Origin of the sequence: Citrobacter sp. Cm046, from assembly GCF_030333065.1 — a bacterium.
Classification (GTDB): domain Bacteria; phylum Pseudomonadota; class Gammaproteobacteria; order Enterobacterales; family Enterobacteriaceae; genus Citrobacter; species Citrobacter murliniae.
On sequence record NZ_JAOWGP010000046.1, the window covers coordinates 390,997 to 417,120 of the forward strand.

The window sequence follows — 26,124 nt, forward strand, 5'->3', positions numbered from 1 at the left end:
GAGAGAGTATGTCTCATATAAATTACAACCACCTGTATTACTTCTGGCATGTGTACAAAGAAGGTTCGGTGGTGGGGGCTGCAGAAGCGCTTTATCTGACGCCACAAACTATTACCGGGCAGATCAAAGCGCTTGAGGAACGTTTACAGGGAAAGTTGTTTAAGCGTAAGGGACGTGGGCTGGAGCCGAGTGAGCTGGGCGAATTAGTTTTTCGATATGCGGACAAGATGTTCACCTTAAGCCAGGAGATGCTGGATATCGTGAACTATCGCAAAGAGTCTAATTTACTGTTCGACGTTGGCGTGGCGGATGCGTTGTCTAAACAGCTGGTCAGCAGCGTGCTGGATGCTGCTGTGGTTAAAGATGAACAGATCCACCTGCGCTGCTTTGAATCAACGCATGAGATGCTGCTGGAGCAGCTCAGCCAGCACAAGCTGGACATGATTATCTCAGACTGCCCGATCGACTCCACGCAACAGGAAGGGCTGTTCTCGGTGAAAATTGGCGAGTGTTGTGTAAGCTTCTGGTGTACAAATCCGTTACCAGAAAAGCCGTTTCCGGCATGCCTCGAGGAGCGGCGATTATTGATACCAGGACGTCGTTCAATGCTCGGGCGTAAGTTGCTGAACTGGATTAACTCTCAGGGGCTGAACGTAGAAATCCTCGGGGAGTTTGACGATGCTGCATTGATGAAAGCTTTTGGTGCAACACACAATGCCATTTTTGTTGCACCTACGCTCTATTCGAACAATTTCTATGCAGATGACTCAATTATTGAGATTGGACGCGTGGAGAATGTGATGGAGGAATATCATGCCATTTTTGCCGAGAGGATGATCCAGCATCCGGCGGTGCAGCGTATTTGTAATGCGGATTATTCCGCGCTATTTACGCCAGCGAACAAATAAGCAGACATAAAAAAACCCGCTTGCGCGGGTTTTTTCACAAAGCGACAACAAGCAAGCGATTAAGCCAGTTTGTTGATCTGCGCAGTCAGGTTTGCTTTATGACGTGCAGCTTTGTTTTTGTGGATCAGACCTTTAGCAGCCTGACGATCCACGATTGGTTGCATTTCGTTAAATGCTTTCAGTGCAGTAGCTTTGTCGCCAGCTTCAATAGCTGCGTATACTTTCTTGATGAAAGTACGCATCATAGAGCGACGGCTAGCGTTGTGCTTGCGGGCCTTTTCAGACTGAACGGCGCGCTTCTTAGCTGATTTGATATTAGCCAAGGTCCAACTCCCAAATGTGTTCTATATGGACAATTCAAAGGCCGAGGAATATGCCCTTTTAGCCTTCTTTTGTCAATGGATTTGTGCAAATAAGCGCCGTTTAAATTGCGGCACTCGTTGCGTAGTGATGGCGCAGGATTCTACCAGCTTGCGTGCTGTGAATACAGCTTTTCCACGAGAAAAGTTGAATTGGCTTGCCCGTGAAGGACATCAATTTGTTTCATAACAATGAAAACAATCTTCTTTCTGTTTCGTGGTACCAATCGCCGGTTAACCTTGACCGCGGTACAGGGTATACTTTCACGATTTTCACTGTTTTGAGCCAGACATGAAGCTGATACGAGGCATACATAATCTCAGTCAGGCCCCGCATGGGTGTGTGCTGACTATTGGTAATTTCGATGGCGTGCATCGTGGCCACCGCGCGTTGCTGCAGGGTTTGCAGGAAGAAGGACGCAAGCGGGGCTTGCCGGTAATGGTGATGATTTTTGAGCCACAGCCGCTTGAACTGTTTGCGACTGAAAAGTCACCTGCACGACTGACTCGTTTGCGGGAAAAGCTGCGTTATCTGGCGGAATGCGGCGTTGATTACGTGCTCTGTATACGTTTTGACAGACGCTTTGCCGCATTAACGGCACAGAATTTTATCGGTGACCTGTTGGTTAAGCGGCTGGGTGTACAATTTCTTGCCGTTGGTGATGATTTCCGCTTCGGCGCTGGTCGCGAGGGCGATTTCTTGTTATTACAGGAAGCGGGTGCGGAGTATGGCTTCGATATCACCAGTACCCAGACCTTCTGTGAAGGTGGAGTGCGAATCAGCAGTACCGCAGTGCGCCAGGCGCTGGCTGAAGATAATCTGTTGCTGGCTGAAAGCTTGCTGGGTCATCCCTTTACCATTTCGGGACGGGTTGTACACGGCGACGAGTTAGGACGTACCATCGGCTTTCCGACGGCAAATTTACCGCTCCGTCGCCAGGTCTCTCCTGTAAAAGGGGTGTATGCGGTTGAGGTGATGGGGCTTGGCGAAAAACCTATTCCCGGTGTCGCTAACATCGGTACTCGCCCAACGGTGGCAGGCGTACGCCAGCAGTTAGAAGTGCATTTGCTGGACGTTGTAATGGACCTCTACGGTCGCCATATAGATGTAGTACTGCGTAAAAAAATACGCAACGAACAGCGATTTGCCTCGCTGGATGAACTAAAAGCGCAGATTGCGCGTGATGAGTTAACTGCCCGCGATTTTTTTGGGCTATCAAAACCGGCTTAACGCCTATACGAGTTTTAAATACGGAACCGAGAATCTGATGAGTGACTATAAATCAACCCTGAATTTGCCGGAAACAGGGTTCCCGATGCGCGGCGATCTCGCCAAGCGTGAACCGGGAATGCTGGCGCGTTGGACTGATGATGACCTGTACGGCATCATTCGTGCGGCTAAAAAAGGCAAAAAAACCTTCATTCTGCATGATGGCCCTCCTTATGCGAATGGCAGCATTCATATTGGTCACTCTGTAAACAAGATTCTGAAAGACATTATCGTGAAGTCCAAAGGACTCACGGGATATGACTCGCCTTACGTTCCGGGCTGGGACTGCCACGGTCTGCCTATCGAGCTGAAAGTAGAGCAGGAATTTGGTAAGCCGGGAGAGAAGTTCACTGCCGCAGAGTTCCGTGCCAAATGCCGTGAATATGCCGCAACGCAGGTTGACGGCCAGCGTAAAGACTTTATCCGTCTTGGCGTGCTGGGCGACTGGTCACATCCGTACCTGACGATGGACTTCAAAACCGAAGCCAACATCATTCGCGCGCTGGGTAAAATCATCGGCAACGGTCACCTGCACAAAGGTGCGAAACCGGTGCATTGGTGCGTAGACTGCCGTTCTGCACTGGCGGAAGCGGAAGTTGAATATTACGACAAAACGTCCCCGTCTATCGACGTGGCGTTCCACGCTGCCGACCCTGACGCGGTGAAAGCGAAGTTTGGCGTTTCTGATGTCAACGGCCCGATCTCTCTGGTCATCTGGACTACCACTCCGTGGACGCTGCCGGCTAACCGCGCTATCTCTCTGGCACCTGATTTTGATTATGCGCTGGTGCAGATTGACGGTCAGGCCCTGATTCTGGCAAAAGACCTGGTTGAAAGTGTAATGCAGCGTATTGGCGCCGCTGAGTACAGCATCCTTGGTACAGTAAAAGGCGCTGAGCTGGAACTGCTGCGTTTTACCCATCCGTTTATGGGCTTTGATGTTCCGGCAATCCTTGGCGATCACGTGACGCTGGATGCGGGTACCGGTGCGGTGCATACCGCGCCAGGCCATGGTCCTGACGACTATGTCATTGGTCAGAAATATGGACTGGAAGTGGCTAACCCGGTTGGTCCGGACGGCACTTATCTGCCAGGTACTTACCCAACGCTGGATGGCGTTAACGTATTCAAAGCCAACGATATCGTCGTTGCATTGCTGACTGAAAAAGGCGCACTGCTGCACGTTGAGAAGATGCAACACAGCTATCCTTGCTGCTGGCGTCACAAGTCTCCGATCATCTTCCGTGCAACACCACAGTGGTTCGTCAGCATGGATCAGAAAGGCTTGCGCGCGCAGTCGCTGAAAGAGATCAAAGGTGTACAGTGGATCCCGGACTGGGGTCAGGCGCGTATCGAATCAATGGTTGCCAACCGTCCTGACTGGTGTATCTCCCGTCAACGTACGTGGGGTGTGCCGATGTCTCTGTTTGTTCACAAAGACACAGAAGAACTGCATCCGCGTGCCATCGAACTGATGGAAGAAGTTGCCAAACGCGTTGAAGTCGACGGCATCCAGGCGTGGTGGGATCTCGATCCAAAAGATATCCTCGGTGACGAAGCTGACCAGTATGTCAAAGTACCGGATACACTGGACGTATGGTTCGATTCCGGGTCAACCCATTCATCCGTGGTTGATGTGCGCCCTGAGTTTTCTGGTCACGCGGCAGATATGTATCTGGAAGGCTCTGACCAGCATCGCGGTTGGTTCATGTCTTCGCTGATGATTTCCACCGCAATGAAGGGCAAAGCGCCATACCGTCAGGTACTGACCCACGGTTTCACCGTTGATGGTCAGGGACGCAAGATGTCCAAGTCCATCGGTAACACCGTTAGCCCACAGGATGTGATGAACAAACTGGGTGCGGATATTCTGCGTCTGTGGGTGGCATCTACCGACTACACCGGCGAAATGGCGGTTTCAGACGAAATCCTGAAACGTGCTGCTGACAGCTATCGTCGTATCCGTAACACCGCTCGCTTCCTGCTGGCGAACCTGAACGGGTTTGATCCGCTAAAAGACATGGTGAAACCGGAAGAGATGGTCGTGCTGGATCGCTGGGCTGTGGGCTGTGCACAAGCGGCACAGGACGAGATCCTGAAAGCCTACGAAGCCTATGACTTCCACGAAGTCGTGCAGCGCCTGATGCGCTTCTGCTCCGTTGAAATGGGTTCGTTCTATCTCGACATCATCAAAGACCGCCAGTACACCGCGAAAGCGGACAGCGTGGCGCGTCGTAGTTGCCAGACTGCGCTGTTCCATATCGCAGAAGCACTGGTCCGTTGGATGGCACCAATCATGTCCTTTACCGCCGATGAAATCTGGGGTTACCTGCCAGGCGATCGCGAGAAGTATGTTTTCACCGGTGAGTGGTACCAAGGTCTGTTTGGTCTGGCCGATACTGAAGCGATGAACGACGCATTCTGGGACGAACTGCTGAAAGTGCGTGGCGAAGTGAACAAGGTTATCGAGCAGGCGCGTACGGATAAGAAAGTGGGCGGTTCTCTGGAAGCGGCAGTCACCCTGTATGCTGAACCAGAACTGGCTGCGAAGCTGACCGCACTGGGCGAAGAGTTACGCTTTGTTCTGTTGACCTCTGGCGCGATTGTTGCGGATTATGCACAAGCTCCTGCTGATGCTCAGCAGAGCGAACTGCTCAAAGGTCTGAAAATCGTACTGAGCAAAGCCGAAGGTGAGAAGTGCCCGCGTTGCTGGCATTACACCACCGACGTCGGTCAGGTGGCGGAACACGCAGAAATCTGCGGACGCTGTGTCAGCAACATCGCCGGTGATGGCGAAAAACGTAAGTTTGCCTGATGAGTAAGCCTCTTTGTTCAACTGGGCTACGCTGGCTATGGCTGGTGGTAGTCGTGCTGATTATCGATTTGGGCAGCAAATACCTGATCCTCCAGAGCTTTGCTCTGGGGGATACGGTGTCGCTATTCCCGTCGCTTAATCTGCACTATGCGCGTAATTATGGCGCTGCGTTTAGCTTCTTAGCCGACAGCGGTGGCTGGCAGCGCTGGTTCTTCGCCGGTATCGCGATTGGTATTTGTGTCATTCTGGCGGTGATGATGTATCGCTCGAAGGCGACGCAGAAGCTGAACAACATTGCCTATGCGCTAATCATTGGTGGCGCGCTGGGGAACCTGTTCGATCGACTGTGGCACGGTTTCGTGGTCGATATGATCGACTTTTACGTTGGTGACTGGCATTTCGCGACATTCAATCTTGCTGATACGGCGATTTGTATTGGCGCTGCGTTGATTGTCCTGGAAGGCTTCTTACCTTCGAAAGAGAAAAAAGCCGCATAAAAAAATGCCGGATAACGCTATGCTTATCCGGTGTGTAATATATCGCGATCCTTGTTTGCCCGGCTTGCTTAGCGCTACCGGGCAAACAGGCGGCAGCAATTTTAAAGAGCAATCTGCATGTCTAAATCAGTACAGAGTAACAGTGCGGTGCTGGTGCACTTCACCTTAAAGCTCGACGATGGCTCCACCGCAGAGTCAACCCGCAATAACGGTAAGCCTGCGCTGTTCCGCCTGGGCGATGGTTCTCTGTCTGAAGGACTGGAACAACATCTTCTGGGGTTAAAAGAGGGTGATAAAACCACTTTTTCTCTGGAGCCGGACGCCGCCTTTGGTGTGGCAAGCCCGGACTTAATTCAGTATTTCTCGCGTCGGGAATTTATGGACGCGGGTGAGCCAGAAATTGGCGCTATCATGCTCTTTACCGCAATGGACGGCAGTGAGATGCCGGGTGTGATCCGCGAAATCAATGGTGATTCAATCACGGTTGACTTCAACCATCCGCTGGCCGGGCATACCGTTCATTTTGATATTGAAGTGCTGGAAGTCGAACCGGCACTGGAGGCGTAAAATGCAGATCCTGTTGGCCAACCCGCGCGGTTTTTGCGCTGGCGTAGACCGCGCTATCAGCATTGTAGAAAACGCGCTGGCCATTTACGGCGCGCCGATTTATGTCCGTCATGAAGTGGTGCATAACCGCTATGTGGTGGATAGCCTGCGCGAGCGCGGCGCTATTTTTATAGAGCAAATCAGCGAAGTACCAGATGGCGCGATCCTGATTTTCTCGGCTCACGGAGTGTCTCAGGCAGTACGTAATGAGGCGAAAGGTCGTGACCTCACGGTGTTTGATGCAACCTGTCCGCTGGTGACGAAAGTGCATATGGAAGTCGCGCGAGCCAGCCGTCGCGGTGAAGAGTCGATCCTGATCGGCCACGCCGGGCACCCGGAAGTCGAAGGCACAATGGGGCAGTACAGCAACCCGCAAGGGGGAATGTATCTGGTTGAATCACCAGATGATGTGTGGACGCTGGACGTTAAAAACGAAGCGAAGCTGTCGTTTATGACGCAGACCACGCTCTCAGTGGACGACACATCTGATGTGATTGACGCGCTACGTAACCGTTTCCCGAAAATTGTCGGACCGCGTAAAGACGATATCTGCTATGCCACCACTAACCGACAGGAAGCGGTTCGTGCGCTGGCGGAACAAGCGGATGTGGTACTGGTGGTCGGTTCGAAAAACTCCTCTAACTCCAACCGCCTGGCCGAGCTGGCGCAGCGTATGGGCAAAGCGGCATACCTGATCGACGATGCAACCGATATCCAGGAATTGTGGGTGAAAGAGGCGAAGTGCGTGGGTGTCACCGCCGGAGCTTCTGCACCGGATATCCTGGTGCAGAACGTGATTACTCGCCTACAGGAGTTTGGCGGCGGGGAACCTGTTCCGCTGGAAGGACGTGAAGAGAACATTGTTTTCGAAGTGCCTAAAGAGCTGCGTGTGGATGTTCGTGAAGTAGAGTAAAACTTTCACTTATCTATTATGAGAAGATGCCAGACTTAACGTCTGGCATTTTTTTTGGAGAAACCATGCGCTTACCGATCATTCTTGATACCGACCCCGGCATTGATGATGCCGCTGCTATAGCCGCCGCGCTGTTTGCCCCTGAGCTGGATCTGCAACTGATGACCACGGTGGCAGGTAACGTTTCTGTGGAAAAAACCACTCGTAACGCGCTACAACTGCTACATTTCTGGAATGCGGATATCCCGCTGGCACAAGGGGCATCAATGCCGTTGCTGCGACCGCTACGCGACGCGGCTTCTGTACACGGTGAGTCCGGTATGGAAGGATATGAGTTTGTCGAACATAACCGTCAGCCGCTAGTAAAACCCGCCTTTCAGGTGATCCGTGATGCATTGATGAGCTCTCCTGAACCCCTCACCCTGGTTGCTATTGGTCCGTTAACTAATATTGCATTGCTGCTGATGCACTATCCGGAATGTGCGTTCAATATTCGTCGTCTGGTGATCATGGGCGGTTCCGCGGGTAGGGGAAACTTTACGCCAAATGCGGAGTTTAATATTGCTATCGATCCTGAAGCGGCAGCAAAAGTATTCCAGAGTGGGCTGGAGATTGTGATGTGCGGGCTGGATGTTACTAATCAGGCAGTACTCGCACCAGATTATCTGGCGACATTGCCTGAGTTGAACCAGACCGGGAGAATGCTGCATGCGCTGTTCAGTCATTACCGCAGTGGTAGCATGAATACAGGGCTGCGTATGCACGATCTCTGCGCCATTGCCTGGCTGGTGCGTCCGGATCTGTTCACAATGAAGCCGTGCTTTGTGGCAGTAGAAACGCAGGGTGAATACACGTCGGGTACGACGGTGGTGGATATTGAAGGACGACTTGGTCAACCGGCAAACGCACAGGTGGCGCTGGATCTGAACGTTGAAGGTTTTCAACAGTGGGTTGCTCACGTGTTGGCGCTGGCCCCCTGATTTCTGCACGATATAACGATATGACGCTGCTTATTCCGTAGTGTCATGTCTTTTACTGATATCTCTCCCTGTTTATCATTAAATTCTAATTATCGACGTTTTCGGCTGGCGGCGCAGCGATGCGCTGGTTAATCTGAAAATGATTTACGTGAAATTAACAAAAGAGAATAGCTATGCATGATGCACAAATCCGCGTTGCCATCGCGGGAGCCGGGGGGCGCATGGGGCGCCAGTTGATTCAGGCCACCCTCGGCATGGATGGCGTACAGCTGGGCGCGGCGCTGGAGCGTGAAGGCTCATCCTTGCTGGGTAGCGATGCCGGAGAGTTGGCAGGAGCCGGGAAAACGGGCGTGACTGTGCAGAGTAGCCTTGAGGCGATCAAAGATGATTTCGATATTTTTATCGATTTTACTCGCCCGGAAGGCACTTTGACGCATCTGGCATTTTGTCGCCAGCATGGAAAAGGGATGGTTATTGGGACGACTGGCTTTGATGATGCAGGCAAACAAGCTATTCATGATGCTGCTCAGGAGATTGGCATTGTATTCGCCGCTAACTTTAGCGTGGGTGTCAATGTCATGCTGAAGCTTCTGGAAAAAGCGGCGAAAGTGATGGGTGATTACACCGACATTGAAATCATCGAAGCCCACCACCGTCATAAAGTAGATGCGCCGTCAGGCACAGCGCTGGCGATGGGAGAAGCGATTGCCGGGGCACTGGATAAAGATCTCAAAGATTGCGCTGTCTATAGCCGTGAAGGTTACACCGGTGAACGTGTACCTGGCACCATTGGTTTTGCCACAGTGCGTGCAGGGGACATCGTCGGGGAACATACCGCGATGTTCGCTGATATTGGCGAACGTATCGAGATTACGCACAAGGCTTCCAGCCGTATGACGTTTGCTAATGGAGCGGTGAGATCGGCCATCTGGCTTAAATCTAAGTCAAATGGTCTTTTTGACATGCGTGATGTGCTTGATTTACGCAGTTTATAGGCATTATTTATCCTTCGTGATGTGGTTATTGTAATCATAATTAGTTGATTACATGGGGCAATATTTTATTGCCCTTTTATTTTTGATTGTTTTTGTGTGTTTTTGTCCTGAGTTGATTAATTTGAAACATTTACCTACAGTATTTTGTAGATTAAATGTAAATTTTGACCAAATGGTCTACTTTTTTTCATGTGTAAGCTATTTTTCACGCTCGATAAGTTCCGCAAGCGTTTTCTACCCCCACTTAGCTGATCTTTTTGCCTGTTAAATCGCATGTTTCATTCCAGTTGCGTAAAATAATAATAAAAATTGCCCTTTTGGGTAGACTTTTAGCTGGGCTGTCTCTAGAATGCCGCCGTTTGCCAGAAATCCATAGGTAAGCAAATTTGCATTGATTCATTCTGTCTTAATGAATTAATATGCAAATAAAGTGAGTGAATATTCTCTGGAGGGTGTTTTGATTAAGTCAGCGCTATTGGTTCTGGAAGACGGAACCCAGTTTCACGGTCGGGCCATAGGGGCAACAGGTTCGGCGGTTGGGGAAGTCGTTTTCAATACTTCAATGACCGGTTATCAAGAAATCCTCACTGATCCTTCCTATTCCCGCCAAATCGTCACTCTTACTTATCCCCATATCGGCAATGTCGGCACCAATGAAGCCGATGCAGAATCTTCTCAGGTACATGCGCAAGGTCTGGTCATCCGCGACCTGCCACTGATTGCCAGCAACTTCCGCGATACTGAAGACCTCTCTTCTTACCTGAAGCGTCACAACATTGTGGCGATTGCCGATATTGATACCCGTAAGCTGACTCGTCTGCTGCGTGAAAAAGGCGCACAGAATGGCTGCATCATTGCAGGGGATAACCCGGATGCAGCTCTGGCGCTGGAAAAAGCGAAAGCCTTCCCAGGCCTGAACGGAATGGACCTGGCGAAAGAAGTCACCACTGCGGAGCCTTACAACTGGACGCAGGGGAGCTGGACGCTGGCAGGTGACCTGCCAGAAGCGAAATCTGCAGATGAACTCCCGTTCCATGTTGTGGCTTATGATTTTGGTGCTAAACGCAATATTCTGCGCATGTTAGTGGATCGCGGCTGTCGCCTGACGGTGGTGCCGGCGAAGACCTCCGCAGAGGAAGTACTGAAGATGAATCCGGACGGTATTTTCCTGTCCAACGGTCCTGGTGACCCGGCTCCGTGCGACTACGCTATCGACGCGATTGGAAAATTCCTCGAAACCGATATTCCGGTATTCGGCATCTGCCTAGGCCATCAGCTACTGGCGCTGGCGAGCGGTGCTAAGACTATCAAGATGAAGTTTGGCCACCACGGCGGCAACCATCCGGTTAAAGATATTGATAACAACACCGTGATGATTACTGCACAAAACCACGGCTTTGCGGTGGATGAAGCGTCGCTGCCTGCAAACCTGCGCGTAACGCATAAATCGCTGTTCGATGGCACCCTTCAGGGTATCCACCGCACTGATAAACCGGCGTTCAGCTTCCAGGGCCACCCGGAAGCCAGTCCGGGGCCGCATGATGCTGCGCCGCTGTTCGACCACTTTATCGAGTTAATTGAGCTTTACCGTCAGTCCGCGAAATAATCAGGAGTTAATAGAGCCATGCCAAAACGTACAGACATAAAAAGTATCCTGATTCTGGGCGCGGGTCCGATTGTTATCGGCCAGGCGTGTGAGTTTGACTATTCCGGTGCGCAGGCATGTAAGGCCCTGCGTGAAGAGGGTTACCGCGTTATTCTGGTAAACTCCAACCCGGCAACCATTATGACCGACCCGGAAATGGCCGATGCTACCTACATCGAGCCGATTCACTGGGAAGTTGTGCGTAAGATTATCGAAAAAGAGCGCCCGGATGCGGTACTGCCGACCATGGGCGGCCAGACTGCGCTGAACTGTGCACTGGAACTTGAGCGTCAGGGCGTACTGGCTGAATTCGGTGTGACCATGATTGGGGCAACGGCGGATGCGATTGATAAAGCTGAAGACCGCCGTCGCTTCGATATCGCGATGAAGAAAATCGGCCTCGACACTGCGCGTTCTGGTATCGCACATACCATGGAAGAAGCGCTCGCGGTTGCCGCTGATGTTGGCTTTCCGTGCATTATCCGGCCTAGCTTCACCATGGGCGGCACCGGTGGCGGTATCGCTTATAACCGCGAAGAGTTTGAAGAAATTTGCGAACGCGGGTTGGATCTTTCCCCAACCAAAGAGCTGCTGATTGATGAGTCGCTGATTGGCTGGAAAGAGTACGAGATGGAAGTGGTACGTGATAAAAACGACAACTGCATCATCGTCTGCTCCATCGAAAACTTCGACGCTATGGGCATCCATACCGGTGACTCCATCACCGTAGCTCCGGCGCAAACGCTGACCGATAAAGAATACCAAATCATGCGTAACGCCTCGATGGCGGTACTGCGTGAAATCGGCGTGGAAACCGGTGGTTCTAACGTCCAGTTTGCGGTGAATCCCAAAAATGGTCGTCTGATTGTTATCGAAATGAACCCGCGTGTTTCTCGATCGTCGGCGCTGGCATCAAAAGCGACCGGTTTCCCGATTGCGAAAGTGGCGGCAAAACTGGCGGTCGGTTACACCCTCGACGAACTGATGAATGACATCACGGGCGGTCGTACTCCGGCTTCCTTTGAGCCGTCTATCGACTACGTCGTGACCAAAATCCCACGCTTTAACTTCGAGAAATTCGCCGGCGCCAACGACCGTCTGACTACTCAGATGAAATCTGTTGGTGAAGTGATGGCGATTGGTCGCACCCAGCAGGAATCTTTGCAGAAAGCACTGCGCGGTCTGGAAGTGGGGGCTACCGGTTTCGACCCTAAAGTGAGCCTGGATGACCCGGAAGCGCTGACCAAGATTCGCCGTGAGCTGAAAGATGCGGGCGCTGAGCGTATCTGGTATATCGCCGATGCGTTCCGCGCAGGTCTGTCCGTCGATGGCGTCTTCAACCTGACCAACATCGACCGCTGGTTCCTGGTACAAATTGAAGAACTGGTGCGTCTGGAAGAAAAAGTGGCGGAGCTTGGCATCAACGGGCTCAATGCTGACTTCCTGCGTGCTCTTAAGCGTAAAGGCTTTGCCGATGCGCGTCTGGCAAAACTGGCGGGCGTGCGCGAAGCGGAAATTCGCAAGCTGCGTGAACAGTATAATCTGCACCCGGTTTATAAGCGTGTAGATACTTGCGCCGCAGAATTTGCCACCGATACTGCTTATATGTACTCCACCTATGAAGATGAATGCGAAGCGAACCCAACGCAGGATCGCGACAAAATCATGGTCCTGGGTGGTGGTCCGAACCGTATCGGTCAGGGTATTGAATTCGACTACTGCTGCGTACATGCTTCGCTGGCACTGCGTGAAGACGGCTACGAGACCATCATGGTTAACTGTAACCCGGAAACTGTCTCTACCGACTACGACACTTCTGACCGTCTGTACTTTGAGCCGGTAACTCTGGAAGACGTGCTGGAAATCGTGCGCATCGAGAAACCAAAAGGTGTCATCGTCCAGTACGGCGGCCAGACCCCGCTGAAGCTGGCGCGTGCGCTGGAAGCCGCAGGTGTGCCGGTTATCGGCACCAGCCCGGATGCAATTGACCGTGCAGAAGACCGTGAAAGATTCCAGCACGCGGTTGACCGTCTGAAACTGAAACAACCCGCGAACGCCACCGTCACCGCCATCGAACAGGCAGTTGAGAAGGCGAAAGAGATTGGCTATCCGCTGGTGGTGCGTCCATCCTACGTTCTCGGCGGTCGCGCGATGGAAATCGTCTACGACGAAGCCGACTTACGTCGCTACTTCCAGACGGCAGTTAGCGTCTCCAACGACGCGCCGGTACTGCTGGACCGTTTCCTGGATGACGCGGTAGAAGTGGATGTGGATGCTATTTGCGACGGCGAAATGGTGCTGATTGGTGGCATCATGGAACACATCGAACAGGCTGGCGTTCACTCCGGTGATTCAGCATGTTCCCTGCCAGCCTACACGCTGAGCCAGGAAATTCAGGATGTAATGCGCCAGCAGGTGCAAAAGTTGGCCTTCGAACTGCAGGTTCGTGGTCTGATGAACGTCCAGTTTGCGGTGAAGAATAACGAAGTCTACCTGATTGAAGTCAACCCGCGTGCGGCGCGTACGGTACCGTTTGTGTCGAAGGCGACGGGGGTTCCGCTGGCGAAAGTGGCTGCACGAGTGATGGCAGGTAAAACGCTGGCACAGCAGGGCGTCACCAAAGAAGTTATCCCACCGTACTACTCGGTAAAAGAAGTGGTGCTGCCGTTCAACAAATTCCCGGGCGTTGACCCCCTTTTAGGGCCAGAAATGCGCTCTACCGGTGAAGTGATGGGCGTCGGCCGCACCTTTGCGGAAGCGTTCGCTAAGGCACAGTTGGGTAGCAGTTCCACCATGAAAAAACAGGGCCGCGCTTTACTCTCTGTTCGCGAAGGCGACAAAGAGCGCGTCGTCGACCTTGCGGCCAAACTGCTGAAGTTTGGTTTTGAGCTGGATGCCACGCATGGTACAGCGATTGTTCTGGGGGAGGCCGGGATTAACCCGCGTCTGGTGAATAAAGTGCATGAAGGTCGCCCGCACATTCAGGACCGTATCAAGAATGGCGAATACACCTACATCATCAACACCACAGAAGGTCGTCAGGCGATTGAGGATTCCAAGCTGATTCGTCGCAGTGCGCTGCAGTACAAAGTGCATTATGACACCACCCTGAACGGTGGTTTTGCCACGGCGATGGCGTTGAATGCGGATGCCACAGAGAAGGTGACGTCTGTTCAGGAAATGCACGCGCAGATCAATAAATAATATCTGGATGGTCCGGTGATAATTGCGTTAAGCGGACTTTAAATATAATTCGAAACGGTTTCTGTAAAGGAGCCGTTTTTTTTTGCTCTATCAGGTCATTCCTGGATAAATAGAATTCCATAACCACATTTTCAATGTAATAAGCGCGATGTTGCTCACACTAATCAACATTCAAGTCGCATACTATCCTTTATATACACAATTTTAATATGGCTTTGTTTTTATTAATTTTGAACAAGCCGTAGCCAGATTTTTAATTTGTGAAATGGTGCGCTTATGTGTGAAGAATATGTTGAAAGACCGCTTTATTTGTTAATTGCCGATTGGATTATGGCAGAAGATCGTTGGGTGACGGCAAAAGAAATTTCCCGTCATTTCGATATTGAACATTGCAAAGCGATTAATACGCTCTCTTATATTCTTTCGGAAGTGAGTGAAATTGTTTGTGAAGTTAAGATGATCCCTAATCAGCTTGCTGGTCGCGGATGTCAGTGTCAGCGCCTGGTGAAAGTTGTGAGAATTGATCCTCAGCTTTATAGCCGATTGAGCCACGGTCTGCAGGAGAAAAGAGTGAGTGTTGGGAAAACGCCACGGATGTCGGCTGTTCCCCCTAGTGAGCTTAATCGCGAGCAGAAATGGCAGATGATGCTGTCAAAAAGTATGCGTCGGTAATCTTTTCTTTGCCGGATGGTGCTTATGCTTATCCGGCACCATCAGGAAGCCGTTTTGGGCTTTACCTCCGTTGTGCCTTTGAGGCGTGGACGGTTTTCTTCGACCTGCGTTAACGGCTGGGTTTCATGTAACCCAGCCCTACAGCGCACAGCGAGATCCTGATACTCCTTGGTATTCATTCGCTTCCACTGCAATTCCTGATCCGTCACTTCTCGTATTACCCGGGCGGGTGCCCCAACCAGTAATTGCCTTGGTTCGCCAGTAAATCCTGCTTTAACAAAGCTCATGGCGGCGACAATGCTTTCTTCGCCTATCACGGCACCGTCCATAATTACGCTGTTCATGCCAACCAGCGCATCGCGACCAATCACGCAGCCGTGCAGGATCGCGCCGTGTCCGATGTGTCCGTGCTCATGCACGATGGTATCGGTGTCGCAGTATCCATGCATGATGCAGCTATCCTGCAGATTGGAGCCTGCTTCAAGGATCAGACGACCATAGTCGCCGCGCAGTGAAGCGAGTGGGCCAATATAGACACCCGCACCCACAATTACATCGCCAATCAGCACAGCGCTGGGATGAACATAAGCAGACGGGTGTACCACGGGGATAAGACCTTCAAAAGCGTAATAGCTCACAATATTCCTTATTTTTACCGGATGGCGGTTTACGGTATTTGTTGGCCGGATAAGCGAAGCCTATCCGGCATGACAACATTAACGACCTTTCCACACCGGATCGCGTTTTTCGGCAAACGCCTGCGGGCCTTCAAGCGCATCTTCAGAGTGCAACACCGCCGGGTAGTGTTTCAGCACACCACTGCGGATATAGCGGTAGCCTTCTTCTACCGGCATTTCACTGGTAGCACGGTAAATCTCTTTTAGCGCTGCGATAGCCAGTGGGGCGCTATTCACCAGCTGTTGTGCCAGTTCGCGCGCACTGTCCATAAGCTCGCTCTGGTTGACGACACGGTTTACGATCCCCCAACGTATTGCTTCTTCGGCGCTCATCCGTCTGCCGGTCATCACCATTTCGTTGACGATAGCCGGTGGCAGCAGCTTGGGCAAACGGAGTACTCCGCCACTGTCAGGCACAATACCGAGCTTCGCTTCCGGCAGCGCAAAGCTGGCGTTTTCTGCACAGACGATAAAGTCCGCAGCCAGTGCCAGCTCGAAACCACCGCCAAAGGCATAGCCGTTTACTGCCGCTATGACAGGCTTGTTGAGGTCGAAAATTTCGGTTAAACCGGCGAAGCCGCCAGGACCAAAATCAGCATCCGGAGCTTCACCTTCTGCCGCCGCTTTTAAGTCCCAACCGGCGGAAAAGAATTTCTCTCCGCCGCCGGTGATAATAGCCACGCGTAATTCAGGATCGTCACGGAAATTAAGAAAAGCCTCTCCCATTTCAAAACTGGTTTTGGCATCAATGGCATTCGCCTTTGGTCTGTCCAGCGTAATTTCCAGAATCGGGCCATTGCGGGTCAGATGTAATGATTCACTCATAGTTCATCTCCAAAAATATACCCTTCGTCTTTCAGGCTGCATTTTTGTTAGCTGCGTCCGCTCACCCAATTCACATAGTTATCTATGCTCCTGGGATGAGCGGACTTGCCGTCTCAATGCAACTCGAAATCTATTGGGTATAGATTTCCCGGCAGGAGGAATTCCCGCCAGAGGGGTTATTTCAGATTTTTTTTGATTATTTTTCCTGAACAATTACGCGGCAGGTCGGTTCGTATCTCCATAAAAGAGGGAACCTTAAATTTCGCCATATTGTGTTCGCAGAAGCTGAAGAATTCTGCTTCGCTTAATGTTTCACCTTCATTCAGTACGATAAAAGCTTTAATCGCCTCATCACGGATAGAGTCCTTAATACCGACAACGACGATGTCCTGAATTTTGGGGTGGGCGGAGATAATATTTTCCAGTTCGACACAGGAGACATTTTCTCCACCGCGTTTAATCATGTTGCAGCGCCTGTCGACGAAATAGAAAAAACCATCTTCATCCTGGTAACCTGAATCGCCGGTATGCAGCCAACCCTCAGGCTCCAGCGCTTTGGCCGTCGCATCCGGTTGTGCATAGTACTCTTTGAAGATCGTTTTACCCGGTACGCCCTTAATACAGATTTCGCCAATTTCTCCGGCGGGTAGGGGACGGTTTTGATCGTCGCGGATTTCTGCTTCATAGCTAAAGCCCACTCGCCCAATAGAGGGCCAGCGTCGTTTATCCCCCGGACGGTCTCCAATAATGCCGACAATCGTTTCTGTCATGCCGTAGGAGGTCAGGAGTCTGACGCCAAACCGTGCGATAAAGTCATCCTTCTCCTGTACCGATAAATTGAGATAGAACATCACTTCGCGCAGATGATGCTGCTTGTCCGTGGATGCAGCGGGCTGCACCATCAATGTTCTGATCATCATCGGAATGCATTCTGTAACCGTCGCCTGATATTTACGTACCTGCTCCCAGAAGGCCCGGGCGCTGTATTTCTCTATCAGAACAAAGGTACTGCCTGCAGAGAATGCCGCCATTGCTGCCGTACACTGGCAGTCGATATGAAAGGCGGGCATCACCGTCAGGTACACATCATCGTCGCGCAGGGCGCATTGCCAGGAGGAGTAGTAGCCAGCAAAACGCAGGTTATAGTGGGTAATGACCACCCCTTTGGGACGCGAGGTGGTTCCTGAGGTGAACAGGATTTCCGCCGTATCGTCAGTGGATAACGCAGGCGCATAACACAGCGTTGCTGGCTGTTGGTTTTTCAGGTCGGAAAAGTGACTTACGCCGTCGTCAGCCGGAACATGCTCGCTAATCAAACAGATGTGATTGAGCGGAGTCTCATTTTCCAACTTTATCTGGCGATACATGGGATAAAACTGGGTGCTGGTGACCAGCAGACTGACCTGGCTGTTTTGCAGGATCCAGGCACTTTCCTCTCCCAGTAAGCGGGCATTAATCGGTACCATAATGGCGCCAATTTTTGCCAGCCCAAACCAGCAAAAAATGAATTCCGGGCAGTTATCCAGATGCAATGCGACCTTATCGCCTTTGCGGATCCCCAAGGAATGAAAAAGATTTGCCGTGCGGTTAATCTCTTCATTAAGCGAGGCATAACTAAACTGTCGAACGTTTCCTTCACAGGATTCGAAAATAAGCGCCGTTTTATCTCCGTACACCCCGGCCAGGTCGTCCCACATCTGACGTAAGTTTTGTCTGCCAACGATATCCATATTACTTATCCACTGAAATCAGGCGTGAGCGCTAACCAAACGAACTGGCCAGCGCGTCGCGTTTAATCCTCAACTCTGGCCAGGCCTTTGCCGACCAGCTCATTAATGTCTGCTTCGCTATAACCGATATTTTTCAGAATGGCGGCGGTATCCATGCCGTGTGATGGCATGCCACGCCAGATTTTCCCCGGGTTGTTTTTGAATTTCGGCATGATGTTCGGTCCTTTACAGGTGCGACCGTCCATCGTTTGCCACTGGGTAATCGATTCACGGGCAACGTACTGCGGGTTATCTTCCAGTTCAGGAATGGTCAGCACTTTCGCACAAGCGATATTCAGTTCCGCAAAGCGCGCCTGCACTTCAGCGATGGTGTGCGTTGCCAGCCAGGCGTCCAGTTTCTCCTCGACTAACGGACCATATGGACATTCAACGCGGTGGATAAGCTGCGTTCCTTCCGGCACTTCAGGCGTACCGAGAATGTGCGCCAGTCCAATATCCTTAAAGCATTCGTTGATTTGCGTGATACCAACCAGTTCCATGACGATGTAACCATCGGCACATTTATACAGGCCGCAACCGGCATAATAGGGGTCTTTGCCTTTGGTCATTCGCGGACATATTTCGCCGCCGTTGAAATAATCCATCATGAAGTACTGGCCCATACGCAGCATCACTTCATACATGGCAACATCAATACTTTCGCCTTTACCGGTCTCACGCACTTTGTGCAGCGCCGCGAGTGCTGCTGTGGTTGCGGTCATACCTGAGAAGTAATCGGCTGTGTAGGGGAAGGCAGGCATGGGCTGATCAACGTCGCCGTTCTGGATCAGATAGCCGCTGAATGCCTGAGCAATGGTGTTGTAAGCGGGGAGATTGGTGTACTCATCGGTACCAAACTGGCCGAAGCCGGAAAGATGGGCAATAACCAGTTTCGGGTTATGTTGCCACAGCACCTCGTCGGTAATACCACGACGAGCGAAGGCCGGGCCTTTACTGGCTTCAATGAAAATGTCGGTGGTTTCCATTAACTTCAGAAACGCTTCCCGCCCCTCATCTTTGAAAATATTGAGCGAAAGAGCGTGCAGGTTGCGGCGTGATAGCTGCGGATAGTTAGGTTGTACACGGATGGTATCGGCCCAGGCGACGTTTTCAATCCAGATAACTTCAGCACCCCATTCGGCAAACATTTGTCCGGCGAACGGCCCGGCAATTTCGATCCCTGAGAAGACCACGCGTAATCCGGACAGTGGTCCAAAAGCGGGCATTGGTAGACGGTTCATAAATTAGCTCCTGGCAGTGAGTTGTAGGCCCGGTAAGCTCAGCGCTACCGGGCATGTTTCCGGATGAGGGCTTAGCTCTCTCTCCGGCCTACAGATGCGCCGACTTAACGGTATTGTTTCAATACCGAACGGCCCAATGTCAGGATCTGCATTTCATCAGAGCCCCCGGACACACGGTCAACGCGCAGGTCACGCCAGAAACGTGTGATGCGATGGTTGCCCGCGATACCGACACCACCCAGCACTTGCATGGAGGTATCTACCACTTCAAATGCGGCATTGGCGCAGAAGTATTTGCACATTGCTGCATCACCAGAGGTGATGGTACCGTTATCCGCTTTCCACGCGGCTTCCAGCAGCATGTTTTTCATCGAGTTAAGTTTGATCGCCATGTGCGCAAACTTCTCCTGAATCAGCTGGAAGCGTCCAATAGCTTCGCCAAACTGCACACGTTGATTCGCGTAGCGTGCCGCATCTTCAAACGCACACATTGCTGTACCGTAGTTAGTCAGTGCGACGAGGAAACGCTCGTGGTCAAACTCTTCTTTTACGCGGTTGAAACCATTACCTTCCCGACCGAACATGTCTTTTTCGTCCAGCTCTACGTCATCAAAGGTGATTTCACAGCAGCTATCCATACGCAGGCCGAGCTTCTCCAGCTTGTTGACCTTGATACCCGCTTTGCCCATGTCAACAAACCACTCGGTATAAACAGGTTTATCCGGCGATGCTCCATCTCTTGCCATTACCACGATGTACGGGGTATAGGCGCTACTGGTGATGAAGCACTTACTGCCATTAAGATAAACCTTACCATTTTTGCGTGTATAAGTGGTTTTCAGACTGCCAACATCCGATCCTGCTCCCGGTTCTGTAATCGCGGAGTTCCACATCTGCTTACCGGTGCCCTGGAACGCCATGATTTTATCAATTTGCTCCTGGGTTCCTTCACGCAGGAAAGTGTTAAAACCACCTGGCAATTGGTACAGCACGTAGGTTGGAGCGCCAAGACGACCCAGTTCCATCCAGACAGCGGCAACGGTGACGAATCCCGCTTCCAGACCGCCGTGTTCTTCCGGGATCAAAAGGCTGTCGATGCCCATATCCGCCAGTGCTTTCACAAAACGCTCTGGGTAGACGCTATCGCGATCGCACTCGGCAAAATAAGCTTCCCAGTTCTCACTGGCCATCAGTTCACGAATACCAGCGACAAACAGCTCCTGCTCGTCATTCAAATTGAAATCCATCTTCAAGCCTCTTCAGTAATGGGTTAATTAAACTTATTTATCTTTCCAGTGCACTTTGGCGTCTTTAATAAAGGACAGCGTTACCATGATGTTGACGAAGAACAGCGGGCACCCACCGGCGATAATCGCAGTCTGTATGGGCTTCAATCCTCCCAGTGCCAACAGAACGATACCGATGACACCTACCAATACTGACCAGCCGATACGTACCAACAGCGGAGGTTCTTCACCATCGCGAACTTCACGGCAGGTGGACATCGCCAGGGTATATGAGCAGGCGTTGATGAGTGTGACGGTGGCGATAAAGCAGAGGATAAAGAATCCCCACATGGTGGCTGTGCTGAACGGCAATGCGGCCCAGGTTTCGATAATGGCGCGCGCCACGCCGTGCTGTTCAATCAGTTGTGGGATGTTGAGGATGTTTTTATCCATCAACAGCAGAGTGTTACTGCCAAGCACGGTCCACAGGATCCAGGTAGAGGCGGTCAAGCCCAACACCATCCCGAAGCACAGTTCACGCACGGTACGGCCGCGAGAGATACGGGCAAGGAAAATACTCATCTGGATGGCGTAAATGACCCACCATGCCCAGTAGAAGACGGTCCAGCCCTGTGGGAAGCCGCCTTTGCCGATGGCATCGGTATAGAACAGCATGCGCGGCAAGTACATCAGCAGCATACCGACGGAATCGGTGAAGTAGTTCATGATGAAGCTGGCACCGCTGACGATAAACACCCAGCCCAACATCAGAAAACTCAGGTAGCTACGCACATCGCTGGCGATTTTGACCCCTTTTTGCAGGCCACAAGCCACGCAAATTGCGTTCAAAATGATCCAGCAGGTAATGATGATTGCGTCTAATTGCAGCGTGTGCGGAATACCAAACAACCACTGCATACACTCGGTAACCAGCGGTGTCGCCAGCCCAAGACTGGTGCCCATTGCGAAGATCAGCGCGACCAGATAGAAGTTATCTACGATAGTGCCGAATAACCCTTTCGCGTGTTTTTCACCGACCAGGGGAACCAGCGTGGAGCTGGGGCGGATAACATCCATCTTGCGTACAAAGAAGAAGTAGGCGAATGCCACCGAGAGGAAGCTATAGGTTGCCCACGGCAGAGGCCCCCAGTGGAACAAGCTGTAGGCCAGACCAATCTCTTTCGCCGGTGTCGATCCTGGAGTTAGCGCGAACGGCGGCGTGGAGATGTAGTAATAGATCTCTATCGAACCCCAGAACAGCACGGCGGCTGAGGTGCAGGAGGCAAACATCATAAAAATCCAGCTGGCTGTGCTGAACTCAGGTTTTTCGTCGCCTAATTTCTTTTTAGCATAGGGACCAAAGACCAACCAGAACCAGCCGAATAGCATAACGACCATATACCATTCAAATGCCCAACCCCAGACATTGGTGACGTAACTGAATACCGCATTAATAACAACATTAGCGGCATCAAGATCTCTTACTGTTAGCCAACAAAGTATTCCGACAATTATTAATGGCGGAAAGAAAACCTTTGGTTCAATTCCCGATTTTTTCTTTTCATTTTTCATAAGTGAATTCCAGTTTGAAAACGAAATTTATTTAGCGTTCCCTTTTTTGCTGTTTTGTATATTTATTATTAATAATTTGTTGATAACTATTTAACCTCTGGGGCGCCTCAGTGAGTAACTCATAATGGGTATTCATTACGGGGCGTTCTGTTAACTGTGTCACACTTTTATTTCTGGTGTGTTTTGCTTTGTTTTTGCTTTATTTTTGTTGAAAATCATGTGTTTATGCCTATTCTTTGGGTGTTTTTAGCGAACTGCCTTTCAATATTGGTGATCCAGAAAACAATATTGAAAGTTTTCATATTTGTTTGCATCTTTTCAATATTGGTGAGGCACGTAACACTATTGAAAGTTGCAAATATCAATGTGTGACATTTTCAATATTGGTGATTAAGGTTTTATTTCCGAATTAAAGAGCGTGATATCTGTATTTAACACTGCCGATATGAATAACGTTTCCTTCATGATTTCTGGAGATGCAATGAAGATAATTACTTGCTACAAATGCGTGCCTGATGAACAGGATATTTTGATTAATAATGCTGATGGTTCACTGGATTTCAGTAAAGCGGATGGCAAAATCAGTCAGTACGATCTGAATGCGATAGAAGCGGCCTGTCAGTTAAAACAGCAACTGGGAGAAGCCCAGGTCGTCGCCTTGAGCGTAGGTGGTAAAGCGCTGACAAATGCAAAAGGCCGCAAAGATGTGCTCTCGCGCGGGCCTGATGAACTGATTGTCGTAATTGACGATCGGTTTGAGCAGGCGCTGCCGCAGCATACGGCGACCGCACTGGCTGCTGCCGCGCAAAAATCCGGTTTTGATTTGATCGTCTGCGGCGACGGATCTTCCGATCTTTATGCCCAGCAGGTTGGTCTGCTGGTGGGGGAAGCGCTGAATATTCCAGCGATTAACGGCGTGAGCAAGATCCTCTCTCTGGCTGATAACACCCTCATTGTTGAACGTGAGCTGGAAGATGAAATTGAAACCCTGAGCATTCCGCTCCCGGCAGTTATTGCGGTCTCAACAGATATCAACACGCCACAAATCCCTTCCATGAAAGCCATCCTCGGCGCAGCGAAAAAACCGGTTCAGGTCTGGTCGCCAGCGGACATTGAGCTCAATGCCGTGGAGGCGTATTCCGTACAACAGGTTGCAGCACCGAAGCAACGTGAGCGTCAGCGCGTTGTGATTGAAGGTGACGGTGAAGAACAGATTGCTGCGTTTGTCGAGAGTCTTCGCAAAATCATTTAATTATCAGGGGATGTTATGAACAAGTTTTCCAGTATCTGGGTATTCAGCGATACCCCTTCTCGTCTGCCGGAACTGATGAATGGTGCGCAGACTTTAGGTGAAAAAATCAACACGTTTGTGCTCAACGAAGCTGATAGTGCAGCGGCGTTCCCGCTTGGTGCGGATCATGTCTGGCTGCTCAGCGGTAAGCCAGATGATCGTATGGTGGAAGATTATGCCGGCGTGATGGCTGAGACTATTCGCCAGCACAGTGAAGGTGGTGCGGTGCTGTTGCCGAATACACGTCGCGGTAAGCTGCTGGCGGCGAAACTGGGTTTTCGTTTGTCTGCGGCGGTCTCTAACGATGCCAGTGCGGTGGCATTGCAGGACGGTAAGGCTGCGGTTAAACATATGGTCTACGGTGGACTGGCTATGGGCGCTGAAACGATCGCTTCGCCGTTTGCCGTGATGACGCTTAGCAGTGGGACATTTGACGCCCAACAACCCGATGCCTCCCGCAGTGGCGAGATGCATACCGTACAGTGGCAGGCTCCGACCACTGCCGTCACCCGTACCGCAACGCAGGCTCGTAAGAGCAATAGCGTTGATCTCGACAAAGCACGTCTGGTGGTCAGCGTGGGACGCGGTATTGGCAGCAAGGAGAATATTTCTCTGGCCGAAGCGCTGTGCCAGACCATTGGTGCTGAGTTGGCGTGCTCCCGTCCGGTAGCGGAAAATGAGAAGTGGATGGAGCATGAACGCTACGTAGGTATCTCCAACCTGATGCTCAAACCTGAACTGTATCTGGCCGTGGGGATTTCAGGACAGATCCAACATATGGTCGGTGCTAACGGTGCCCAGACTATTTTCGCCATCAACAAAGACAAAAATGCCCCGATCTTCCAGTACGCGGATTATGGCATCGTTGGCGATGCGCTGAAGATCCTGCCTGCATTAACGGCTGCATTAGCGCGCTAAACCATTTCGGCAGGGCGCTATATGCCCTGCCGCTGACAGGAGTTTTTATGTCTGAAGATATCTTTGATGCCATCATCGTGGGTGCAGGGCTGGCCGGTTCGGTTGCGGCGCTGGTGCTTGCCCGTGAGGGGGCTCAGGTGTTGGTTATCGAGCGTGGTAATTCTGCTGGCGCGAAGAATGTCACCGGTGGGCGCATCTACGCGCATAGCCTGGAGCGCATTATCCCCGGTTTTGCTGAACAGGCTCCCATTGAACGCATGATCACCCACGAAAAACTCGCCTTTATGACCGAACAAGGGGCGATGACGATGGATTATTGCAACGGTGAAGAAGCCGCGGCATCGCAGGTTTCTTACTCGGTATTGCGCAGTAAATTTGACGCCTGGTTGATGGAGCAAGCTGAAGAAGCAGGGGCCCAGCTTATCACCGGTATTCGCGTGGATAACGTTGTTCGGCGTGATGGCAAAGTCGTGGGTGTGGAAGCCGATGGCGATATTCTTGAAGCAAAAGTTGTGATCCTCGCTGATGGGGTGAACTCTCTGCTGGCAGAAAAGCTGGGAATGGCAAAGCGCGTTGAAGCTGCTCATGTTGCCGTTGGCGTGAAGGAGCTCATTGAATTACCGAAGTCGGTAATTGAAGATCGCTTTCATCTGCAAGGGAATCAGGGGGCAGCCTGTCTGTTTGCCGGTTCACCGACCGATGGTCTGATGGGCGGTGGCTTCCTTTATACAAATGAAACAACCCTTTCTCTGGGGCTGGTGTGCGGTCTTCATCACCTGAAAGACGCTAAAAAATCGGTCCCACAAATGCTGGAAGATTTCAAACAGCACCCGGCTGTTGCTCCACTAATAGCGGGTGGCAAGCTGGTGGAGTATGCCGCCCACGTTGTACCGGAAGCAGGAATGAATATGCAGCCTGAGCTGGTTGGCGATGGTGTGTTGATAGCCGGTGATGCCGCAGGCATGTGCATGAACCTTGGCTTCACCATTCGCGGCATGGATCTAGCCGTGTCGGCAGGAGAGGCGGCTGCTAAGACGGTGCTCTCCGCCATGAAGCGCGATGATTTTAGCAAACAGGCGCTTACCGAATATCACCAGCATCTGGACGATGGCCCGATGCGCGACATGCGCATGTACCAGCGCTTGCCTGCATTCCTTGATAATCCACGCATGTTTACAGCTTATCCAGAGATGGCGGTTGGTATCGCCCGTGACCTGTTCACCGTTGATGGTTCGGCCCCTGTTCCTATGCGTAAAAAAATGCTGCGTCATGCGAAGAAAGTGGGCTTCATCAACCTGCTGAAGGATGGCCTTAAAGGAGTGACCGTATTATGACTTCTCCTGTCAATGTGGACGTCAAGCTGGGCGTCAATAAATTCAATGTGGATGAAGAAATTCCGCATATCATTCTGAAAACTGAGCCCGATCAACAGGTGCTGGACGTGTTAATTAAAGCCTGTCCGGCAGGACTGTATAAAAAACAGGACGATGGCAGTGTGCGTTTTGATTACGCCGGATGTCTGGAATGCGGTACATGTCGGATTCTTGGGCTTGATACGGCGCTGGAAAAATGGGAATACCCACGCGGGACGTTTGGCGTGGAGTTTCGCTACGGCTAATAAGTACAGGTTTGTGCACCCGTAGGCCGGATAAGACGCCTCTGTGTCGACATCCGGCAATAATAACGTGACGCCAGTGCCGGATAGCGGCGTATATGCCTCCTCCGGCCTGGATATAACGCT

22 protein-coding genes and 1 pseudogene are annotated in these 26,124 nt (G+C 51.4%); 16 read left to right on the plus strand and 7 right to left on the minus strand.

Features of this window, described 5'->3' with window-relative positions; translation table 11 throughout:
* The first annotated feature begins 8 nt into the window (after positions 1-8).
* Positions 9-908 (plus strand): transcriptional activator NhaR, encoded by a 900-nt coding sequence (gene nhaR / locus OGX98_RS23125; protein WP_045439611.1) that lies wholly within the window; start codon positions 9-11, stop codon positions 906-908.
* 59 nt (positions 909-967) lie between these two features.
* Here the strand turns inward: nhaR and rpsT are convergent, their stop codons facing one another.
* Entirely contained in the window at positions 968-1,231 is a 264-nt protein-coding gene (gene rpsT, locus OGX98_RS23130) for a 30S ribosomal protein S20 (RefSeq protein WP_003018940.1), read from the minus strand.
* A gap of 105 nt (positions 1,232-1,336) precedes the next feature.
* Between rpsT and OGX98_RS23135 the strand changes: the two are divergent.
* The 11 genes and pseudogenes from OGX98_RS23135 (at position 1,337) to caiF (ending at position 14,864) form a co-directional block, all read left to right on the plus strand.
* Positions 1,337-1,552 (plus strand): annotated as a pseudogene (locus OGX98_RS23135) (DUF2575 domain-containing protein).
* A gap of 7 nt (positions 1,553-1,559) precedes the next feature.
* On the plus strand, positions 1,560-2,498 hold the full coding sequence (gene ribF / locus OGX98_RS23140) for a bifunctional riboflavin kinase/FAD synthetase (RefSeq protein ID WP_045439613.1): 939 nt from the start codon (positions 1,560-1,562) through the stop codon (positions 2,496-2,498).
* A 37-nt stretch (positions 2,499-2,535) separates the two neighbouring features.
* Positions 2,536-5,352 carry an isoleucine--tRNA ligase gene (gene ileS / locus OGX98_RS23145; protein ID WP_225760451.1) on the plus strand — a complete coding sequence of 939 codons (2,817 nt, stop codon included), beginning with the start codon at positions 2,536-2,538 and terminating at the stop codon, positions 5,350-5,352.
* The gene (gene lspA / locus OGX98_RS23150; RefSeq protein WP_200011397.1) at positions 5,352-5,849 is read left to right on the plus strand and encodes a signal peptidase II; all 498 of its coding nucleotides are present in this window, start codon (positions 5,352-5,354) and stop codon (positions 5,847-5,849) included. Before ileS ends, lspA begins: the two co-directional genes overlap by 1 nt.
* 117 nt (positions 5,850-5,966) lie before the next feature.
* A complete protein-coding gene (gene fkpB, locus OGX98_RS23155; protein ID WP_045439628.1) occupies positions 5,967-6,416 on the plus strand; it encodes an FKBP-type peptidyl-prolyl cis-trans isomerase in 450 nt (149 codons plus the stop codon).
* 1 nt (position 6,417) lies between these two features.
* The gene (ispH, locus tag OGX98_RS23160) at positions 6,418-7,368 is read left to right on the plus strand and encodes a 4-hydroxy-3-methylbut-2-enyl diphosphate reductase (RefSeq protein WP_045439631.1); all 951 of its coding nucleotides are present in this window, start codon (positions 6,418-6,420) and stop codon (positions 7,366-7,368) included.
* A gap of 65 nt (positions 7,369-7,433) precedes the next feature.
* On the plus strand, positions 7,434-8,348 hold the full coding sequence (gene rihC, locus OGX98_RS23165) for a ribonucleoside hydrolase RihC (protein ID WP_225760452.1): 915 nt from the start codon (positions 7,434-7,436) through the stop codon (positions 8,346-8,348).
* Positions 8,349-8,521: 173 nt separating this feature from the next.
* Entirely contained in the window at positions 8,522-9,343 is an 822-nt protein-coding gene (dapB, locus tag OGX98_RS23170) for a 4-hydroxy-tetrahydrodipicolinate reductase (protein WP_045439634.1), read from the plus strand.
* Between the two features lie 457 nt (positions 9,344-9,800).
* On the plus strand, positions 9,801-10,949 hold the full coding sequence (gene carA, locus OGX98_RS23175; protein WP_045439637.1) for a glutamine-hydrolyzing carbamoyl-phosphate synthase small subunit: 1,149 nt from the start codon (positions 9,801-9,803) through the stop codon (positions 10,947-10,949).
* Positions 10,950-10,967: 18 nt separating this feature from the next.
* Positions 10,968-14,192: a carbamoyl-phosphate synthase large subunit gene (gene carB / locus OGX98_RS23180; protein ID WP_045439640.1), complete on the plus strand. Its 3,225-nt coding sequence runs from the start codon at positions 10,968-10,970 to the stop codon at positions 14,190-14,192.
* Between the two features lie 276 nt (positions 14,193-14,468).
* Positions 14,469-14,864, plus strand: a complete 396-nt coding sequence (caiF, locus tag OGX98_RS23185) for a carnitine metabolism transcriptional regulator CaiF (protein WP_045439642.1) — start codon at positions 14,469-14,471, stop codon at positions 14,862-14,864.
* Between the two features lie 41 nt (positions 14,865-14,905).
* Here caiF and caiE read toward each other — a convergent pair whose 3' ends face one another.
* From caiE to caiT, 6 genes are all read right to left on the minus strand, one after another.
* Positions 14,906-15,502 (minus strand): carnitine operon protein CaiE, encoded by a 597-nt coding sequence (caiE, locus tag OGX98_RS23190; RefSeq protein ID WP_286595974.1) that lies wholly within the window; start codon positions 15,500-15,502, stop codon positions 14,906-14,908.
* Between the two features lie 78 nt (positions 15,503-15,580).
* Positions 15,581-16,366 carry a crotonobetainyl-CoA hydratase gene (gene caiD / locus OGX98_RS23195; protein WP_200011408.1) on the minus strand — a complete coding sequence of 262 codons (786 nt, stop codon included), beginning with the start codon at positions 16,364-16,366 and terminating at the stop codon, positions 15,581-15,583.
* Between the two features lie 176 nt (positions 16,367-16,542).
* Positions 16,543-18,096, minus strand: a complete 1,554-nt coding sequence (gene caiC, locus OGX98_RS23200) for a crotonobetaine/carnitine-CoA ligase (protein WP_045439650.1) — start codon at positions 18,094-18,096, stop codon at positions 16,543-16,545.
* Positions 18,097-18,158: 62 nt separating this feature from the next.
* Complete coding sequence (gene caiB / locus OGX98_RS23205; protein WP_045439653.1) at positions 18,159-19,376, minus strand: L-carnitine CoA-transferase; 1,218 nt, start codon at positions 19,374-19,376, stop codon at positions 18,159-18,161.
* 104 nt (positions 19,377-19,480) lie between these two features.
* Positions 19,481-20,623: a crotonobetainyl-CoA dehydrogenase gene (caiA, locus tag OGX98_RS23210; protein ID WP_286595975.1), complete on the minus strand. Its 1,143-nt coding sequence runs from the start codon at positions 20,621-20,623 to the stop codon at positions 19,481-19,483.
* A gap of 33 nt (positions 20,624-20,656) precedes the next feature.
* Positions 20,657-22,174 carry an L-carnitine/gamma-butyrobetaine antiporter gene (caiT, locus tag OGX98_RS23215; protein ID WP_045439665.1) on the minus strand — a complete coding sequence of 506 codons (1,518 nt, stop codon included), beginning with the start codon at positions 22,172-22,174 and terminating at the stop codon, positions 20,657-20,659.
* Positions 22,175-22,655: 481 nt separating this feature from the next.
* On the opposite strand from caiT, the gene OGX98_RS23220 reads away from it, so the two are divergent.
* The 4 genes from OGX98_RS23220 to fixX are packed head-to-tail and all read left to right on the plus strand — an operon-like array spanning position 22,656 to position 26,001.
* A complete protein-coding gene (locus OGX98_RS23220) occupies positions 22,656-23,426 on the plus strand; it encodes an electron transfer flavoprotein FixA (RefSeq protein ID WP_045439668.1) in 771 nt (256 codons plus the stop codon).
* Positions 23,427-23,441: 15 nt separating this feature from the next.
* Positions 23,442-24,383, plus strand: a complete 942-nt coding sequence (locus tag OGX98_RS23225; protein ID WP_286595976.1) for an electron transfer flavoprotein subunit alpha/FixB family protein — start codon at positions 23,442-23,444, stop codon at positions 24,381-24,383.
* Between the two features lie 47 nt (positions 24,384-24,430).
* Positions 24,431-25,717, plus strand: coding sequence for an FAD-dependent oxidoreductase (locus OGX98_RS23230; RefSeq protein WP_225760455.1), 1,287 nt, complete (start codon positions 24,431-24,433; stop codon positions 25,715-25,717).
* Positions 25,714-26,001 carry a ferredoxin-like protein FixX gene (fixX, locus tag OGX98_RS23235; RefSeq protein WP_045439675.1) on the plus strand — a complete coding sequence of 96 codons (288 nt, stop codon included), beginning with the start codon at positions 25,714-25,716 and terminating at the stop codon, positions 25,999-26,001. Before OGX98_RS23230 ends, fixX begins: the two co-directional genes overlap by 4 nt.
* The last annotated feature ends 123 nt before the right edge of the window (positions 26,002-26,124 follow it).